Here is a 16,687-nt window from a genome sequence, read left to right as displayed (position 1 = left end):
CTCCAAACCGGACGGCCCCCCCCCCGACCGCTGGGCGAGCCGTTAACCAGCCAGACCCCCTACGTGACCTCGGTGGCCTTCTCCCCGGACGGCTCGATGTTGGCCGCCGGCAGCGCCGACAACACGGTCCGGCTGTGGGCGTCGCCACGCTGACCCCGGCGAGCCCTGGCCGGACCGACCTGGAACCCGGATTCTCGCCGCCCGTGAATCCACGCCAGACATCCCGTCAGGCTTGCATTCTGAAGCAGCAAGCAACTGCGCCGGCTCCGGACCGGCCGGTTACTCCTGGAGTTGAGGGTAGGTTTCGACGTCGGTTGCCTTGAACGACGCCCACACGGTCACGCCCGGTTCCAGGCGCAGCTCGGCGAGGGCGGCCGGGGTGACGTCGGCGAGCAGCGGGGGGATCGTGTCGAGCGCCACCCGGGCCCGGTCACCCAGCAGTTCCAGCCCGGCGATCCGGCCGGCGAGGGTGTTGCGGGCGCTGCCGTGCGGCTCCTCGATCCCGAGGACGACGGCGGAGGGCCGCAACGCGGCCAGCACCGGCCCACCGATCGCGGTGTCCGCGATGGTCAGGACACCACCGCCGACCAACCGCACCCGGCCGGCGTCGGCCTGCCCCCGGTAGAGGTTCAGCCCGACGAGCCTGGCCACATAGTCGGTCCGGGGCCGGCGGGCGACCTCGGCCGGCGGCCCCTGCTGTACCACCCGGCCCGCTTCGATGATCACAATCTCGTCGGCGAGCACCATCGCTTCGATCGGATCGTGGGTCACCAGCACCGACGGGCCCGCGAAACCGGTGAGGTGCCTGCGAAGATCCGCCCGGACGGCCAGCCGGGTGGACGCGTCCAGGGCGGCGAGAGGCTCGTCCAGCAGCAACAGGCGCGGCCCGCCCGCGAGCGCTCGGGCCAACGCCACCCGCTGGGCCTGCCCGCCCGAGAGCACACCGGGGCGGCGGTCGGCGAACTCGGCCAGGCCAAACGTCGCCAGCCACTGCCCGGCGGCGGCGCGGGCCGCGGCCCGGGACATCCCGCGGGCACGCGGACCGAAGGCGACGTTGTCCCGGGCGGTCAAGTGCGGGAACAGCAGATAGTCCTGGAAGACCATCCCGACCGCGCGCCGCTGCGCCGGGACGAAGATCCCGGCAGCCGGGTCGTCCACGACCTCGTCGCCGAGGCTGACACGTCCCCCGTCGATCGGCAGCAGGCCCGCGAGCACCCGTAGCAGCGTCGTCTTGCCCGACCCGTTCGGGCCGAGAACGGCCACCGTCTTCCCGCCCGCTGCGGTCAGTGCGACCTCAAGGGTGAAACCGTTCGTACGCTCCACCCGCACCCGGGCCTGCAGGGCAGCCTCGCTCACAGTGCATTACCCGGCCGCAGCCAGCGTTCCCGCAACAGCAGCAGAACGCCCACGGCCACCGCGAGCAGAACGAGGGACAGGGCGATCGCCGCATCCGGGTCGGTCTCCAGCGCGAGATAGACCGCGATCGGCATGGTCTGGGTCGTCCCCGGATAGTTACCGGCAAACGTGATCGTCGCGCCGAACTCGCCGAGGGCGCGCGCCCAGCACAGCACCGCGCCCGCACCGAGCGACGGCGCGATCATCGGGAGGGTGACCCGGTGGAAGGTCACCCACGGGCTGGCCCCGAGGGTGGCGGCGGCGTCCTCGAAGCGGCGGTCGGTCGATCGCAACGCCCCCTCCACCGTCACGATCAGAAACGGCATCGCCACGAACGCCTCCGCCATCACCACACCAGCGGTGGTGAACGGCAGGGTGATGCCGAACCAGGCGTCCAGATGGCGGCCGACGATCCCGCGCCGGCCGAACGCAAGCAGCAACGCCACCCCACCGACCACCGGCGGCAGCACCAACGGCACCGTCACCGCCGCACGCAGCAGGCCCCGGCCGGGAAAGCTCGCGCGGGCCAGCAGCCAGGCCAGCGGCACGCCGACCAGCAACGACAGCACGGTCGCGATCGTCGAGGTGATCAACGACAGTCGCAACGCCTCCCCCACCGCCGGGGTGACCAGCAGCGCGGGCAGGCTGCGCCACGGTGCCCGCAGGAGGAGGCCGGCCAGCGGCAGCAGCAGGAAGCCGATCGCGACAGCGCCGGCGACCGCCAACGGAACCGGCACCCGGCCGCCGCCCCCGGACCGCTCACCCGGCCGGACGCGGGCGCGGACGTGGACGGGGACGGGGGAGCCCGAACGCTGCCGGTCCGCACGACCCAGGACACGACCCAGGAGCGGGAGATGGCTCACGAACCGGGCGAGAACCCGGCCTTGGCCAGCACCGTCTGCCCGCTGGGCGACAACACGAACGCCTCGAACGCCGCTGCCCCGGCCGGGTTCGGCGCCTTGGTCAGGGCAGCGATCGGATAGGCCGTGGAGGCGTTCTGCGCCGCGGGGATCGCGATCGCCTTCACCTTCGCGGCCGCGGCCTGCGCGTCGGTGACATACACCATGCCGGCGTCGACCTCACCGAGTTCGACCGTGGTCAGGACCGCCTTCACGTCCGCGCCGTAGGTCGTCGCCGTGACCGTGACACCCGCGTTGGCGAAGACCTTCGCGGCGGTCACCCCGCACGGGACCTGCGCCTGACACAGCGCGACCTTCACCCCCGGCTTCGCCAGGTCGGCGACGGCCGCGATGTTCGCCGGGTTGTTCGGCGGGGTCACGATCTCCATCGAGTTCTTCGCGAACGTCGTCGGGTTGGCCGCCTGCCCGGCGGTCACAACGGCTGCCATGTTCGTCGCGCTGGCCGAGGCGAACACGTCCGCGGGCGCACCCTGAGTGAGCTGGGTCGCCAGCGTCGAGCTCGCTCCGAAGTTGAACTTCACGCTCACCCCGGGATGCGCCGCCTCGAACTGCTTGCCCAGCTCGGTGAACGACTCGGTCAGCGACGATGCCGCGAACACCGTCACCGTCCCGGTCAGCGCAGGTGTCCCCGCCGGCGCCGTCGACGGCGGGGCGGTCGACGGCGGGGCGGTCGCGTTAGAACTGGTCGTACTCGAACCACATCCCACCAGAACCGTACACACCAGCGCACACAGCGCCCAGAATTTCGATCGCGTTCCCACGTATCCCCCTCAACGGAAAACAGCGGACCTCCGCCGGCACGGACGCGCCGGCGCGACAGGCGGTTCAGCGACGCTGCTGAGGAAGTTCCATCACCACATTCGTCGACTTCACCGACGCCACGGCGATCACGCCGGGCTCCAGACCGAGCTCGTCGGCGGACTCCCGGCTCATCAACGACACGATCCGGTGCGGACCGGCCTGGATCTCAACCTGCGCCATCACCCCGTCCCGCACCACGCGGGTCACGATCCCGGGGAACCGGTTACGGGCCGACTCACCCACCACCGCGGCGTCGACCGCCGGCGGCCGGTCCACCGACGCCGCCAGCTCCTGGCTGAACCGGGCCAGCGCCGCGCCCTCGACGGCTTGGCGGCCGCTGTCGTCGCGGACCAGCGGCAGTTTGCCGGCGTCCGCCCACCGTCGCACCGTGTCGTCACTGACACCCAGCAGGCCGGCCACATCCGAGATCCGCAAAGTCGTCACAGATGCACCATAGCCGACGCGTCTGCGGACTGTCTTCGGGACAAACAACCGAACGTACGATTCAGCTGGACCCACCTGGTTGACCATCGGAACGAGAACGCGCCGGCTTCGCTCCATCCAGGCGGCGCCCCCAGTAGACCCACCAGGACAGCGTCTGGGTGACCAGGGCGAACCCGAACAGCAGATCCTCGACCGGGGCGTACACGAACCGGGGGCCGAGAATCGCGCGGGGATCGTAGGTGACGATCGCCAGGCCGGTCAGGACACCGTTCGTGATCAACTGGAAGACGATGATGATGGCATAGGCAACCCAGAACGCCTTACGGACAAGCACTCTGGTCCGCAGCACCGCGAGATCGAGGAACACGGTGGCGGCGACGCCGACGGCCGCAAGCGCGGTATAGCTCACGGGTTGTCATCCGCGGGCATGTCACCTGCGGGGATGTCACCCGCCGGCTCGTCACGCACCGGCTCGTCCCCCGCCGGCTCGTCACCGACCGGCCAGCCCTTGACCGCACGGACGGCTTCCAGCGTCAGGACCGCGCAGACCGGCACCACCAGAAAGAACAGCAGCTCCTCCAGCGGCAGCCCGCCGACCGGGCGCACCCCGGACATCTGGGCGCGGTCATAGCCCCAGTGCCGGTGCGAGATCGCATAGGCATCCCAACCGGTGAACACGACGCCCACCGGCAGCAACGTCAACAACAACCGCACCGGCCGCGCGTAGACCCGGGTACGAAAGATCACCTCTAGCGGCGCGGTGCCGATCAGACAGGCCGCGAGGACCGCGAGGTACGTCAGGTGCCGCACCGCGCTCAGGTCAGGCCGCGCGGAGCCGGCCGGTCAGGCCCGCCGCGGCGGCACCCGGGTCCGATGCCCCGGTGATGCCCCGGACGACGACCACCCGCCGGGCGCCGGTGTCGAGGATCTCGTCGAGCGTTGTCGCGTCCACCCCGCCGGTGACGAACCACGGCTTGACCCCGGATGCGAACGGCGGGGCAAGCCGAGCGGCCAGACGCGGCAGCTCCAGCCCGACCGGGGCGCGCCCTTGTTTGGTGGGCGTCGCCCACACCGGCCCGACGCAGAAGTAGTCCACGTCGGGATCCTCGATCGCGGCGGTGAGCTGTTCGGGATCATGGGTGGACCGCCCGATCAGCACGTCCGGGCCGAGCAGCGTCCGGGCGAGCCGGGGTGGGATGTCGCACTGCCCCACATGCAACACGTCCACGCCGGTGAAGGCGGCGAGATCGGCACGATCGTTGGCACTCACCAGCGCCGCACGCCGCTGGGCGATCTCCCGCATCACGGCGAGCAGGTCGGCCTCGGGCTGCCATTCCAGGCCCTTTTCCCGGAGCTGGACGATGTCCACACCGCCGGCGAGAACGTCGTCGACAAACCTGGGGAACGCCGGCTGACGCCCGGTGCACAGGTAGAGCCGAGCATCGGCGAGCCGCGCCTGCCGCACCGGCACCGGCACCGTCGGCGACGGTACCTGCGAGGTCAGATCACCAGAAGACCGCACCATAGCCATGACCCTATGTGTGCCATGACCCTGTGTGCGGCGGGGCGCTCTAAAAGGCCAGGGCCTGGGCCCGGCGTTTGACTTCCCGGCCACGGTTTTCCGCCAGCGCCCGCACGGGGGTACCGGGCAGGGTCGGGTCTTCCCGGAAGAGCCAGTCGATCGCCTCCTCGTCGGAAAACCCCGCGTCCGTCAGCACCGTCAGCAGGCCGGGAAGACCTTTGACGATCGCTCCATCCACGATGAACTCAGCGGGCACCCGCAGGACGCCCGCTGAGCGTACGGCGAGCAGCTTGCGGTCTCCCACCAGCTGTCGTACCCGCGTGATGGGCAGCCCGAGCATGTCAGCGACATCGGGCAGTGTCAGCCAATCCACGGTCAAAGTAAACACCGGGCAACGGCTCTTGGTCACGCCGGGGTGACGGGGGCCGCGCCTGCGGCCACCGATCGGGTGGCCGCCTCCATCACAGCGACCACCCGCCGGGCCGCCTCCACCGGATACGGCATCGGCCAGCCCGAGACCAGGCGGTCCGCCAGCTCGCTGTGGAAGCCCGAGGTAGCCGGTGGCGGAAACGCCAGGCGGGTCCGGTTCCCGTCCCCGGTGACCAGGTTCAACGGGGCGGGGAAGGCCTCGGGCGTGCGCTCGGAATGCCGCCCGGATCGCGAGCCCGGCCCCGCCGGCCCCGCCGACTCCGTCATGACCTCGCTGACGATCGAGCCGGTAGCGCCCATGGCATGCAACCTCGGCCACGCCACCGCGGCGATGTCGGAGATCGTGACCTGCGCTTCGGCACCGTCGGCGAAGTGGAGCAGGATCCGGATATGGTCGGCGTTGCTGACGTGGTGCCAGACCCGCTTGTGGGCGGATGCCGACACCCACTCGACGGGTTCGGTCAGCAGGTCGAGAATCAAGTCCAGATGGGCGAACCCGCGATCGTAGATGACGCCTCCGCTCACCCTGACGTCGTCATGCCAGGTTCCGGCGGGACGCGCGAACGCACCCTGGAACGTCTCCAGCCACAGCACGTCGCCGACAGCGCCCGACCTGACCGCGGCCCGCAGTGCCCGGCAGCCGGGATCGTCGCGCTGGTCGGGGTGCACGGCCAGGACGAGGCCGCGCTCGGCCGCGGCGGAGATGAGATCGTCAGCCTCCTGGGTGGCCAGGCAGAAGGGCTGTTCGACGACGACATGCTTTCCGGCATCCAGCGCCCGCATGGCCCACTCGGCATGGGTGTGGGTCGGCGTGGCAATGATCACCAGACCCACCTCCGGGTCGGCCACCAACTCAGCTGGATTGGCGATCCGGCGGGCACCGCGGTCGCCACCACGACCCGACGGACGGGACCCACCGTCACAGACAGCGGTCATCTCCAGGCCTTCGGTCGCCTCGACGGCCATGTGGTGGGCGGCGGCGGAGTCGGCCGTGCCGAGCAGCCCCACCCGCACCGGCGGCGCATCAAGGACCCCGAGGGCGTGGCGTAGCCACCGCCCGATCAGCCGATGGTATGCCGGATCAGCCAGCACCCGGCCGCCCGAGCCGAGGGTGAACATGCCCAGCCCCGTGGACGGACGCCAGGTGCACACCGCATGATCGGCCAACTCGTGGCGAACCATCAGCAACTGCTGCACGTCGTCGACAATCTTGTCAGGTATGACCCACTGGTCGACCGGGCGGAAGTCGCCGATACGGGCGGTGAAGTCACCGCCGTCCGGGCCGGGAATCAGGCTGAGCTCGTGAGCCGGGATCACTCGCCCGGGAAGCAGCCCCGACGCCTCGACCAGCGGACTGTCAGGTGGCAGCGACCGCAGGGTGGGGCCGGCGAGCAGCACGGGGACGGACTGGCGCGCGCGATCCAACACGTCCTGTTCGACCCCGTCGAGCGGCCGATCGATGAGCACGAGGAGGGCGTCGGCGGATCTCGCGGAGGTGGGCCCGAGCCCAGCGCCCCGCAGGTGGTCGCCGAGAACGCTCGCGCCGGGCAGGTTCGAGACCAGGTGAATGCGGGGCACGCAGGAACTGTAGTAATCGCCCGGGCGGCATCCCGACGGGGGTCTCGTCCCGAAACACCGATGACTCATGACCATACCGGTCGCTGCCCGCCCATCGGGCCAACAGCCGCGCAATCATGTTCCTACCCGCGCATGTTCGCCTACGCGCGGCCCCTATTGCCGGGCGCTCTAAGCCCCGGCCGAAGGCCGGATCAGCCCAACGGTGTCGACGCGTCCGCGAACCGGGTCGGGTCGATCGTGGCACCGGCGACCATCAGGCGCCGGCCACGCACGACATCGGCCGGTCGCCCGACGGCGACCACAGCCGCCAGCTGGCCGGCATCGTCGAACCAGCCCGCCGACCAGCCCTTGGGCTGGCTCGGGTCGCCACGCCACACCGGCTTCGCGTCGGCCGGGCGGCGACCCGCAAATTGGATCATTCGATCGAACTGGTCGGACCAGAAATAGGGCACCGGGTCATAGACCGCGACGTCCTCCGGAGGGGTACCCGCGTCTGCACGCAACGGTGTAGTCGCGTCTGCACGCAACGGTGTAGTCGCGTCTGCACGCAGCAGGGTGGCCGCGGCGACAACCGGTGACTGCTGGGCACAGTCCCAGTGTTCGACCCGCATCCGTGTCGAGTAGCGCAGCGACCACCATGCGGCGCTGTCGCCGACGCAGACAACCGGTGTGGACCAGTCCGCGGCAAGGTGTTCGTCCACGACGACCCCACGGTCGAGCGCGAGCCCGCAACCGACGAGCCAACCGGTGGCCGGCCGAACCCCGACGCCAACCACGATCTCGTCTGCGAGCAGGTGCTCGCCGCCGACGAGTGCAAGCCCGTCCGGCTGGACGGCGTGGACCTCGGTGTCCAGCCGCAACGTCACGCCGGCCTGGGCATACCAGTCGATCATACGGGAGCCGACCTCGTCCCCGAGCGCCTGCGCCAACGGGACGTCCGCAGCCTCGACGACGGTCACCGCCGCACCGGCGGCCGCGGCGGCCGTAGCCACCTCCGCGCCGATCCAGCCCGCCCCGACCACCGCGAGCCGCAGACCCGGACGCAGGACCTCCCGTAACGCGCGGGCATCGTCGATGGTGCGCAGTACCCGCTGGCGCCCGTCACCGGGCAGCCGCACCGGATCGGCACCGGTGGCGATGACCAGGCCGTCGAAATCGAGCGGACCACGATCGGTGTCGAGGGCCCCCGGCCGCAGCCCGGTGGCGCGACGGCCGAGAAGCAGCTCGACATCGCCCAGGTCAACAGGCAACGTGGTGTCGTCCCTGCGTCCGGCGAGCACGGCCTTTGACAGTGGCGGTCGGTCGTACGGGAGGTGGTCCTCGGCACCGAGCAGGGTCAGCGTCCCGGTATACCCGCCAGCCCGCAGCTCCTGGCAGGTCCGGCCTCCGGCGAGTCCCGCGCCCACGACGACAATCCGCTCCATGTCGGCGAGGGTAGCCCGGCACCCGTTTCCCCGCGCAGGTTTCCCCGCGGTTTCGATCTGCCTGCGCATGACAGCTGCCGGCGCATCACAACGGGCCCCACCGGCGCATCACAACGGGCCCCATCCGACCGGATGCCCGCGACCGGAGCACGCGATCGTAAGCTGTGCCATATGGACGCGACCGTCACAGACCCCGTCATCGGACGGTTACTGGACGGGCGCTACACCGCGCAGGAACGCATCGCGGTAGGCGGCATGGCGACGGTCTATGTCGCGCACGACAACCGGCTTGACCGGCTGGTCGCTCTCAAGGTCATGCATCCCGCCTTCGCGCACGATCAGGACTTCGTCCGGCGCTTCCACCGAGAGGCCACCGCCGCGGCGCGGCTGAACACCCCGCGTGCGGTCTCCATCCTCGATCAGGGCAGTGACAACGGGCCCCACGGGCATGTCATCTATCTGGTGATGGAGCTTGTCCGGGGGCAGACCCTGCGCCAGCACATCGGCAACCGCGGTCGACTGACCCCGGCCGAGGCTGTCGAGATCATCGAGCCGGTCCTCGAAGCTCTCACGGCCGCCCACGACGCCGGCCTCATACACCGTGACATCAAGCCGGAGAACATCCTGCTGGGCAACGACGGCCAGGTGAAGGTCGCGGACTTCGGGCTCGCCCGGCCCGTCAACCAGGCGACCTACGCCATGACACAAGGTGTCGTGATGGGGACCGTCGGCTATCTCGCACCCGAGCAGGTCAGCGACGGCTCGGCCGACACCCGCAGCGACATCTACGCCGCCGGAGTCGTGCTGTACGAGATGCTGACCGGGCAGTTGCCCCACAGCGGCAGCACCCCGATGTCGCTTGCCTACCAGTCCGTGCACGGCGATGTTCCCGCGCCGTCCGCAGCCGTTCCGGGCATCCCCGCCGCGCTGGACACGCTCGTGCTCCGCGCCACCGCACGCGACCCGAACCGGCGGCCCGCCGACGGCGCCGCCATGCTGGACGAGCTGCGCGAGCTCGCGGCGTACCTACCGGAGCCCGGCCAGGAGCCAGCCCCGTCCGACGGCTACCCCGACCGCTACCCCGACGGCACCCACCCGGGGCTGGCTGCGGTCGACGGCTCCCGGGCGACCACCGGCTACGAACGTGGCGGGGGGGACCTGCACGGTCTCGCGCCGCACTACCGGCGACGGTCGCGATGGTCGGTCGGCAGGCTCGTGGCGATAGCCGTTGTCACGCTCATCGCCCTGGTCGCAGTGTTCGCCGGGGCAAGGGCGCTGTCCGGGCCGGGCACGGTACGGGTCCCCCCGCTGGTTGGTCTCGACCGGGCCACGGCGGAACGGACGCTCACCGAGGCCGGGCTGGCCGTGGTCTTCGATGATGCCGCCACCAGCGACACGTTCACCGAGGGCCGGGTCATGGAGCAGAATCCGGCCAGCACCGCCGAGGTGAAGCCCGGCAGCACGGTGCGGGTACGCCTCAGCCTGGGCAAGGCGAAGGTCCACGTGCCCGACGTCGCCACCCTGTCGGTGACCGAAGCCCAGAGCAGGCTCACCCGCCAACAGCTCAACGTGACGCCTACCCCACGCCAGGAAGCCAACGCCGCGATCGCGGCCGGTAACGTGATCAGAACGGACCCGGCCGCGGGCACCGAGCTCGCCCAGGGCACCGCGGTGACGCTGATCGTCAGTACCGGCCCGGCCACCGTCATCATGCCGTACGTGATCCAGCTGACGTTCGAACAGGCCCGCAGCCAGCTCCAGGCACTCGGTCTCACCGTCAACCGTGCGGACATCAACGACGACACCGTCGCCGCCGGCAGCGTCGTGCGCACCTCCCCCGACCCCGGGCAGCAGGTCAACCGCGGCTCGGCGGTCACCCTGTTCGTCTCCAAGGGGCCGCCCGACACAGGTGGAGGGGGCAACGGCGGGGACGGCAGCGGTCAGCTGGTCGACGTTCCCGATGTTGTCGGCCTCAAGTACCAGGCCGCCGCGCGAGTACTGCAACACGCCGGGCTGAAGGCCGAACGTGATGGTATCGCCTTCTTCGGCGACACCGTCAAGAGCATGAACCCGCCCGCCGGAAGCCAGGTCCAACAGGGCACCAAGGTGACCCTCACGGTGGGATAGATCAAATGATGATGTGGCGATCGTTCAGGGTGGATTCCGTGCCGGCCGGATCAAACCGTCCGGACGAATCACCGTGGACGGCGAGGGCGAGATACGTGCCCGCGCGGGGTGTTCCCCGTCACCATGGGAGCGGACGGTGTATGCGGGTGCCGACCAGCGCCTGGGCTGCGCACCGTACAGGGGGAACGGGGGGGACGCCATGGGAGTATCACTCACCAGGCGACGAGCGGAACGCCTTGACCGGTTGATCGACGGTCGGCTGCCTGTCGTGGGCATGCGCGACCGCACCAGGCTGGACGTCGTCACCGCGCTGCGAGCCTGTGAACAGGTGTCGCCGCGCGAGGAGTTCCGCGCGTCCCTGCGCGCCCATCTGCTCGCCGAACCCCCGGCCAGCGAGCTCCACAACCGCGAGCTCCGCAACCGCGAGCTCCCAGCCACCGAAACCGTCAACGGCAAACATCTGACCAACGAACGTCTGACCAACGAACGCCTGACCGGCGAGGAAAGGGCACCCGGGCGCGGCTCGCGCGCGTGGGTCGGTGCCCGCCCGGCTCTGATCGGCGCCCTTGCCACGTCGGTCCTGGTGACGGGTATCGCGGTCAACGCTCATCGGGCGGTTCCCGGTGAACCCTTCTACGGGCTCAAGCTCCGGGTCGAGCAGATCCAGCTTGATCTCACCAGCAACCGTGTCGAAAAGGCCAAGGTCCACCTCGACATCGCCCGGACCAGGCTGGGTGAGATCCAGACTCTCATGGACGACGGACGGCTTCCGACGAAGACCACCGAGATTCGCGGTCTTCTGGCAGCCTGGCGCAACGAGGCGGCGGCCGGCGGGGACGTGCTGGTCGCCGAGGCTCGCAACGGCAGCGACGACGCACTGCGCGCGGTCCGGGATTTCACCGCCGACCAGACCCGGGATCTGCGGACCCTGCTCGACGGCCTGCCCGGTGGTCAGCTGCGCACGATGGCATCCGACGCCCTCGACTACGTGCACGGTGTGGACGACACCCTCACCGCCGCCGGGTTCACGCCACCGTCGCGGGCGGGCGCTCCGGCCGCCGTTTCGACCCCGGTGGACCATGCACCCACGCGGGAACCGGTCGTCGGGGACCCGACCGTGGCGCTGCCGGTGAACCCCTCCGCCGCGCCGGCTCCCAGCGCGGGTCCTCCCACCGAGCCCACCGCATCGGGCCCGGCCACCGCTGACGTTCCGCCGAGCGCGGGCCCCGCTCCGAGCACCCCCGGGCGCCCGGGGAACGCACACGCCCCCACCGCCAGCCCCACGCCGGCGGCGACAACGCCGACAATCGGGACGTCGACGACACCGAGCACACCGCCCACCGGGACCGGTCCCGACCCTGACGGCATCGTGGCGAACCTGTTGAACCCCACCGACTCCGGCTGACACCTCCGGGCCTCACAATCCAAGGCCGCTGGTTGACAAACGATCGACATGTTCTTCATTCGCACGACTTTCCAATATTAACAGGAGTTTCGAATAACATTTCCAGATAATACGTGCCACCTGCGATACCCGACCGCGATAGCCGGGCTTAACCCGGCTGTCGACCGGGTACCGCAAGGCGTATGGGTGATACCCTGAGCGGGAAAGCTCTTTTTCGCATACTAGGATCACTGGAAGTATACAATCCGGACGGCGAGCCCGTAGATATTCATCAGGGCAAACCACGGGTACTGCTTTCCTTGCTGCTGCTGAACTCCAACACCTGGGTCGGCGTTGACCGGATTTGCTCCTCTCTCTGGGAGGACGAGCCACCTCGTTCCGCCTCCGGAAACATCAAGACCTATGTCTCCCAGTTGCGTCATGCGCTGCCACCCAGCCGGGATCCATTCGGCAGAATTGAAAGCAAAAGAGGCGGGTACCGCATCAACGTATTGCCCGAAGAAATGGACTTCTCCATATTCGGGAGGATGGCGGACAGGGGTCGGGAAACATTGCGTTCCGGCACCCGCGAGAAAGCCATTGAATACTTCGAGGAAGCTCTGAAGCTATGGCGTGGTCAACCCTTCGAAGAATTGCCCGCGGACATCGCGCTCGCCGAGACCGCCCGGCTTGAGGAACAGCGCTGGGCAGTCTGGGAGGACCTGATGGATGCCCGCCTCGCCCTGGGCCAACCTGAGATCATCCTACCCACGCTGCGTGCACTAATTGTGGAATATCCACTCCGGGAACGCCTCTGGGGTCAGCTCCTGGTCGCACTGGACCGTTCGGGCCGTCGAGCCGAAGCCCTGTCCGCCTACCGGACCGTGTACGACCGTCTTGCAAACGATCTTGGAATAGAGCCTGGTGCCGACCTACGGCGGCTTCATCATCAGATCCTTTCGGCCGACAACGAGACGCTGGTGGCCGACAACGCCACCAACCCGGGCCTACCGTCCGATCAGTGCGGGTACCGATGAGGCGCATCAATCGGCGGATGTATGCAGGCTGAACCAAAATTGAACCTCTCGGTGGAACAGTTAACACCAGCCGGACACGGAACGTAGACAAGATACTGGTCCCGATCAGCGATCGGCCCAGTCGGAAAAGATCAGATCGTCCGGCGACCAGACAACCACAGACTTCAACGGGAGGGATCCATGAAGGCTTCCTACGAGGCGCCTGCTCTGCACGAGGCCGGCGCCTTCGCCACGATCACCGGTGGCCACTACTGGGGACACGGGCGTGACTTCTTCGGCCGGCGCCGCGGCTTCCGCGACTTTGGCGAATTTGAGGGACGCCGAGGCAGGTTCGGAGGTAAGTAGCCGGATCGACTCCTCACGTGTCGCGTGGGTGTCGGGTAGGACGCGTGGGTGTCGGGTAGGAGAAGTCTGGATTTCCGCCCACACCCGGCAGCAATCACCTGACAGGCCGTGAGCCGAACGGGGCGGGTGGTGGTGGCCCTACAGCTGCCGCCACCCGCCCACTCATCGGGGTATCGGGGTACTGATGTATCGGGGTACTGACTACCGACCGCCGAGAAGGAACGGGGCCCTGACGAGATGACCGGATTTCCTACGCTGCCCACCGGAACCCCGTGGTTCGTGGTGCTACCGGACTCTGGTGTCGCTGCCGCGGTCGCCGCCGAGATCACCGACCATGCCACCGAGTCGGTCCGCTACGATTCCGGCCGGCCATGGCTGTTGGGCGACTGGCCCCGGGATGGGATCGTTACAGCGGTCACGGGACGGTCCCGGATAACGCTGATAGGATGTTGCCCGGTCGACGCCGCCTACCTCACGCGCGTTCTCGAACGCACCCGGGATGTGGCCTCGCTCGGCACCTTGGCCTGCTCGTTGCCAGGAAGCTTCCACATCATCGCCGAGATCGACGGCCGTCGCCGTGTCCAGGGCACCGCGTCAGGTACACGGCGGGTCTTCTACGTCGTGGTCGACGACCAGGTGATCGCCGCGGACCGGGCCGATGTACTGGCCGCTGTCACCGGTGGCGAGTTGGACATGCACGCCGTTGCACTGGCGCTCCTCGACCCGATAGCGCCGTACCCGTTGGACGACCAGCCGATGTGGCGAAACATCGAAGCGGTACCGTCGGATCATTTCCTCCTGGTTGCCGGAAACGGGCGGCCAAGCCGGATTCGTTGGTGGCGACAACCCGATCCTGTACTTCCGTTGGCGCAGGGCGCACGGCTGCTACGGCATGCACTCACCGAGGCCGTAGGCGTCCGCGCCTGTATGGGTGGCACTGTGAGCAGCGACCTGTCCGGCGGACTCGACTCGACCTCGTTGTGCTTTCTCGCCGCTCGGCATCCGATCGCTCTCGTCGCCTACACCGGAATCGGACGGGACCCGGGGGACGACGACGCGGAGTGGGCTGCTCTCGCCATCGAGAACCTGCCGACGGCAGTACACGAGATCCTGCCACGTGAAGATCTTCCACTTGTCTATGACGGAATCGCGACCACCGACGAACAGTTGGACAGGCCCTTCATCGGGATTATCGACCGGGCGAAGATGCTCGCCGGATTCCACCGGCTGGCCCCGTACCAACCCCGGGTGCACCTGACCGGACTCGGTGGTGACGAGGTCCTCGAGGGAGCGCCGAACTACCTGTACACGCTGGTCCGCCGCCGCCCGTGGACCGCCGTCGACCGGCTCCGCGGCTTGCGGGCCCACAACCGATGGCCATTGCCGGCAAGCCTGTGGATGATGCTGCGCCCGCGCTCGTACCACGCCGCTCTGTCCGACGTGGCCGCGCAGGTGACCGGTTCCGGGCGGAGGCAACCGCTGCCCGACCTGGACTGGGCCGCTGCGCCACGGCTGGCGCCGTGGGTGACCGCGGACGGCGTCTGCCTGGTGCGTGAGGCGTTCGACGCGGTCCTGGGATCGGCCCGCCCGCTGGCTGGCACCCGTGACCAGCACTGTGACATCCTGTCCATCCGCTCCGGGGCCGGAGCCGTTCGCCTGTTCTCCCAGCTCGCCGCGCCCAGCCGCATCCCGATCGCCGCGCCCTTCCTCGACGACCGGGTCATCGAGGCGTCCCTCATGGTACGTCCGGAAGAACGGTCCACCCCCTGGGAGTACAAGCCGCTACTCAAGGAGGCTATGCACGGAATCGTGCCAGCGGTCTCGCTGGGGCGCGTCACAAAAGCGGAAGGATCGACCGAGGAAGAAGCAGGGCTGTCTGCCAACCGTGACTGGCTGCTGGCATTGTCCGAGGACTCGATGCTTGCCGCTCTCGGACTGGTCGACGCCGAGAAACTACGGGCCGGCTGTCGGTACTCCCACGGGCCTTCGCTGGCTCACGAGCCCCTTCAGCAGACCTTCGCTTGTGAGATGTGGTTGCGGGTACTCGCCGGCGACCGGACCGTGAAGGCGCAGCCTACTCAGGCGTAAGGACTCCGTGGGAGAATAGATGCTGGTGCTACGCAAAGGCGTCGTCCACGCGGAAACCGACTATGGGATCGGGCTCCTGGATGAACGCAGCGGTCGTTACTGGACACTCAACCCGATCGGGGCACTTGTCCTGCGGCTACTGCTCGACGGCGGCAGCACCGCGCAAGCAGCCGACGCTGTGGTCAACAGTTACGAGGTGGATGTCACCACCGCGAACCGGGACATACAGACCCTGCTGGCCCAACTCGACACGGCCGGGTTGATCGCCACCGACAGCGCCCGCTGACGGGAGCAACCCCCGTCCGTCGTCGCACGCCGAGCGGAGCACGTTCACGAGGAAGGTGCCGCCCGATGAGCACACCCATGTCGTTGCCCCGTCGAGGAGGAGAACTGCCGCTGCGCCGACGGCCACTGGCGATCGCCGCGGTCGTGGCCGCCAGGCTTCTGGCCACCCAGCCGCCCGGCCGGATCCGTTCCGTCCTGACCTGGCTGCAGCACGGCGCTCGGCCGGCCGACTACGAGCAGACGCTGGCCGCACGGGAGGCCGTTATGACGGTGAGCATCCTGTGCCGGGGCGCGCAGGGCTGTGTTCCCCGGTCTGTTGCCACCGCGCTGCTCTGCCGGGCGTCAGGAGTGTGGCCGACGTGGTGCGTCGGCATTCGCAGGGTCGCTCCGTTCGCGGCGCACGCTTGGGTGGAGGCGGAAGGCATCATGGTGGGCGAGCGGGAACCGACCGGCTACTTCCGGCCGCTGGTCGCCGTTCCTCCCAAAGGCGTCCCGGTGCCATGAGCGACGCATCCCGGGGTATCGCGACGGAGCCGCTTCCAGCGGTTCCCGAGGGTCGCAAATGGCCGATCGGTGACTTGTGGCGCCTGCTGCGCGGGCACGGTCGACCCATCGGCATCGCGACCGGGCTAACCCTGATCGGAACTGTTCTCGGAATTGCGCAGCCGCTCCTGGTGAAAAACGTGATCGACGCCGCACAGGCTGGCGGGATCCCCACCTGGATGGTCGCGCTGCTTTTCGTGTTGTTCGCCGGCCAGGCATTGATCGACAGCTGTGGGAACTACCTGTTGGGGCGCACCGGCCAGCAGATTCTGTTCGGCCTGCGGACACGCCTGATCGGTCACCTGCTGCGGCTGCGCATCGGAATCTACGACCGGCAGCGGATGGGTGACCTGATCTCGCGCGCC

At 69.0% G+C, this 16,687-nt stretch carries 19 protein-coding genes; 9 read left to right on the top strand and 10 right to left on the bottom strand.

Going from position 1 to position 16,687, the window contains the following annotated elements; all coding sequences use genetic code 11:
* The first annotated feature begins 63 nt into the window (after nucleotides 1-63).
* Nucleotides 64-153, top strand: coding sequence for a WD40 repeat domain-containing protein (locus U9977_RS02175; RefSeq protein WP_416210446.1), 90 nt, complete (start codon nucleotides 64-66; stop codon nucleotides 151-153).
* A 126-nt stretch (nucleotides 154-279) separates the two neighbouring features.
* Here U9977_RS02175 and U9977_RS02170 read toward each other — a convergent pair whose 3' ends face one another.
* The 10 genes from U9977_RS02170 to U9977_RS02125 form a co-directional block, all read right to left on the bottom strand.
* Nucleotides 280-1,356 carry an ABC transporter ATP-binding protein gene (locus tag U9977_RS02170; RefSeq protein WP_322747445.1) on the bottom strand — a complete coding sequence of 359 codons (1,077 nt, stop codon included), beginning with the start codon at nucleotides 1,354-1,356 and terminating at the stop codon, nucleotides 280-282.
* The gene (locus U9977_RS02165) at nucleotides 1,353-2,258 is read right to left on the bottom strand and encodes an ABC transporter permease (protein WP_322747444.1); all 906 of its coding nucleotides are present in this window, start codon (nucleotides 2,256-2,258) and stop codon (nucleotides 1,353-1,355) included. The genes U9977_RS02170 and U9977_RS02165 overlap by 4 nt, the downstream gene beginning before the upstream one ends.
* Nucleotides 2,255-3,076: a molybdate ABC transporter substrate-binding protein gene (gene modA / locus U9977_RS02160; protein WP_322747443.1), complete on the bottom strand. Its 822-nt coding sequence runs from the start codon at nucleotides 3,074-3,076 to the stop codon at nucleotides 2,255-2,257. Before modA ends, U9977_RS02165 begins: the two co-directional genes overlap by 4 nt.
* Nucleotides 3,077-3,140: 64 nt before the next feature.
* Nucleotides 3,141-3,560, bottom strand: coding sequence for a TOBE domain-containing protein (locus U9977_RS02155; RefSeq protein ID WP_322747442.1), 420 nt, complete (start codon nucleotides 3,558-3,560; stop codon nucleotides 3,141-3,143).
* Nucleotides 3,561-3,621: 61 nt separating this feature from the next.
* On the bottom strand, nucleotides 3,622-3,969 hold the full coding sequence (locus U9977_RS02150; RefSeq protein WP_322747441.1) for a lycopene cyclase domain-containing protein: 348 nt from the start codon (nucleotides 3,967-3,969) through the stop codon (nucleotides 3,622-3,624).
* On the bottom strand, nucleotides 3,966-4,370 hold the full coding sequence (locus tag U9977_RS02145; protein ID WP_322747440.1) for a lycopene cyclase domain-containing protein: 405 nt from the start codon (nucleotides 4,368-4,370) through the stop codon (nucleotides 3,966-3,968). Before U9977_RS02145 ends, U9977_RS02150 begins: the two co-directional genes overlap by 4 nt.
* Before the next feature lie 10 nt (nucleotides 4,371-4,380).
* Nucleotides 4,381-5,085: a thiamine phosphate synthase gene (gene thiE, locus U9977_RS02140; protein ID WP_322747439.1), complete on the bottom strand. Its 705-nt coding sequence runs from the start codon at nucleotides 5,083-5,085 to the stop codon at nucleotides 4,381-4,383.
* A gap of 46 nt (nucleotides 5,086-5,131) precedes the next feature.
* Nucleotides 5,132-5,455: an Rv2175c family DNA-binding protein gene (locus U9977_RS02135; RefSeq protein WP_322747450.1), complete on the bottom strand. Its 324-nt coding sequence runs from the start codon at nucleotides 5,453-5,455 to the stop codon at nucleotides 5,132-5,134.
* A gap of 32 nt (nucleotides 5,456-5,487) precedes the next feature.
* Nucleotides 5,488-7,089, bottom strand: coding sequence for a Gfo/Idh/MocA family oxidoreductase (locus U9977_RS02130; protein WP_322747438.1), 1,602 nt, complete (start codon nucleotides 7,087-7,089; stop codon nucleotides 5,488-5,490).
* Nucleotides 7,090-7,280: 191 nt separating this feature from the next.
* Nucleotides 7,281-8,513, bottom strand: coding sequence for an NAD(P)/FAD-dependent oxidoreductase (locus tag U9977_RS02125; RefSeq protein ID WP_322747449.1), 1,233 nt, complete (start codon nucleotides 8,511-8,513; stop codon nucleotides 7,281-7,283).
* A 171-nt stretch (nucleotides 8,514-8,684) separates the two neighbouring features.
* On the opposite strand from U9977_RS02125, the gene pknB reads away from it, so the two are divergent.
* From pknB to U9977_RS02085, 8 genes are all read left to right on the top strand, one after another.
* Nucleotides 8,685-10,640: a Stk1 family PASTA domain-containing Ser/Thr kinase gene (gene pknB / locus U9977_RS02120; RefSeq protein WP_322747437.1), complete on the top strand. Its 1,956-nt coding sequence runs from the start codon at nucleotides 8,685-8,687 to the stop codon at nucleotides 10,638-10,640.
* Between the two features lie 13 nt (nucleotides 10,641-10,653).
* Nucleotides 10,654-12,045, top strand: a complete 1,392-nt coding sequence (locus tag U9977_RS02115) for a DUF5667 domain-containing protein (RefSeq protein ID WP_322747436.1) — start codon at nucleotides 10,654-10,656, stop codon at nucleotides 12,043-12,045.
* A 182-nt stretch (nucleotides 12,046-12,227) separates the two neighbouring features.
* Entirely contained in the window at nucleotides 12,228-13,061 is an 834-nt protein-coding gene (locus tag U9977_RS02110) for an AfsR/SARP family transcriptional regulator (protein ID WP_322747435.1), read from the top strand.
* A 180-nt stretch (nucleotides 13,062-13,241) separates the two neighbouring features.
* Nucleotides 13,242-13,406, top strand: a complete 165-nt coding sequence (locus U9977_RS02105; protein WP_322747434.1) for a lasso RiPP family leader peptide-containing protein — start codon at nucleotides 13,242-13,244, stop codon at nucleotides 13,404-13,406.
* Between the two features lie 237 nt (nucleotides 13,407-13,643).
* Nucleotides 13,644-15,494, top strand: a complete 1,851-nt coding sequence (locus tag U9977_RS02100) for a lasso peptide isopeptide bond-forming cyclase (RefSeq protein WP_322747433.1) — start codon at nucleotides 13,644-13,646, stop codon at nucleotides 15,492-15,494.
* A gap of 19 nt (nucleotides 15,495-15,513) precedes the next feature.
* Entirely contained in the window at nucleotides 15,514-15,780 is a 267-nt protein-coding gene (locus U9977_RS02095) for a lasso peptide biosynthesis PqqD family chaperone (RefSeq protein ID WP_322747432.1), read from the top strand.
* 65 nt (nucleotides 15,781-15,845) lie between these two features.
* Complete coding sequence (locus U9977_RS02090; RefSeq protein ID WP_322747431.1) at nucleotides 15,846-16,283, top strand: lasso peptide biosynthesis B2 protein; 438 nt, start codon at nucleotides 15,846-15,848, stop codon at nucleotides 16,281-16,283.
* Nucleotides 16,280-16,687, top strand: a 408-nt coding sequence (locus U9977_RS02085) for an ABC transporter transmembrane domain-containing protein (RefSeq protein ID WP_322747430.1), incomplete at its 3' end; no start/stop codon positions are given. The genes U9977_RS02090 and U9977_RS02085, both read left to right, overlap by 4 nt.

The sequence above is a fragment of the Protofrankia sp. Cas8 genome, assembly GCF_963555845.1.
In the GTDB taxonomy this organism is placed as follows: domain Bacteria; phylum Actinomycetota; class Actinomycetes; order Frankiales; family Frankiaceae; genus Protofrankia.
This window is presented reverse-complemented; position numbering and strand designations above follow the sequence as displayed.

Coding starts and splice junctions, on each gene's coding strand:
- U9977_RS02105 (WP_322747434.1), top strand. CDS start 13,242: ATGAAGGCTTCCTACGAGGCGCCTGCTCTGCACGAGGCCGGCGCCTTC.
- U9977_RS02110 (WP_322747435.1), top strand. CDS start 12,228: ATGGGTGATACCCTGAGCGGGAAAGCTCTTTTTCGCATACTAGGATCA.
- U9977_RS02125 (WP_322747449.1), bottom strand. CDS start 8,513: ATGGAGCGGATTGTCGTCGTGGGCGCGGGACTCGCCGGAGGCCGGACC.
- U9977_RS02090 (WP_322747431.1), top strand. CDS start 15,846: ATGAGCACACCCATGTCGTTGCCCCGTCGAGGAGGAGAACTGCCGCTG.
- pknB (WP_322747437.1), top strand. CDS start 8,685: ATGGACGCGACCGTCACAGACCCCGTCATCGGACGGTTACTGGACGGG.
- U9977_RS02100 (WP_322747433.1), top strand. CDS start 13,644: ATGACCGGATTTCCTACGCTGCCCACCGGAACCCCGTGGTTCGTGGTG.
- U9977_RS02095 (WP_322747432.1), top strand. CDS start 15,514: ATGCTGGTGCTACGCAAAGGCGTCGTCCACGCGGAAACCGACTATGGG.
- thiE (WP_322747439.1), bottom strand. CDS start 5,085: ATGGTGCGGTCTTCTGGTGATCTGACCTCGCAGGTACCGTCGCCGACG.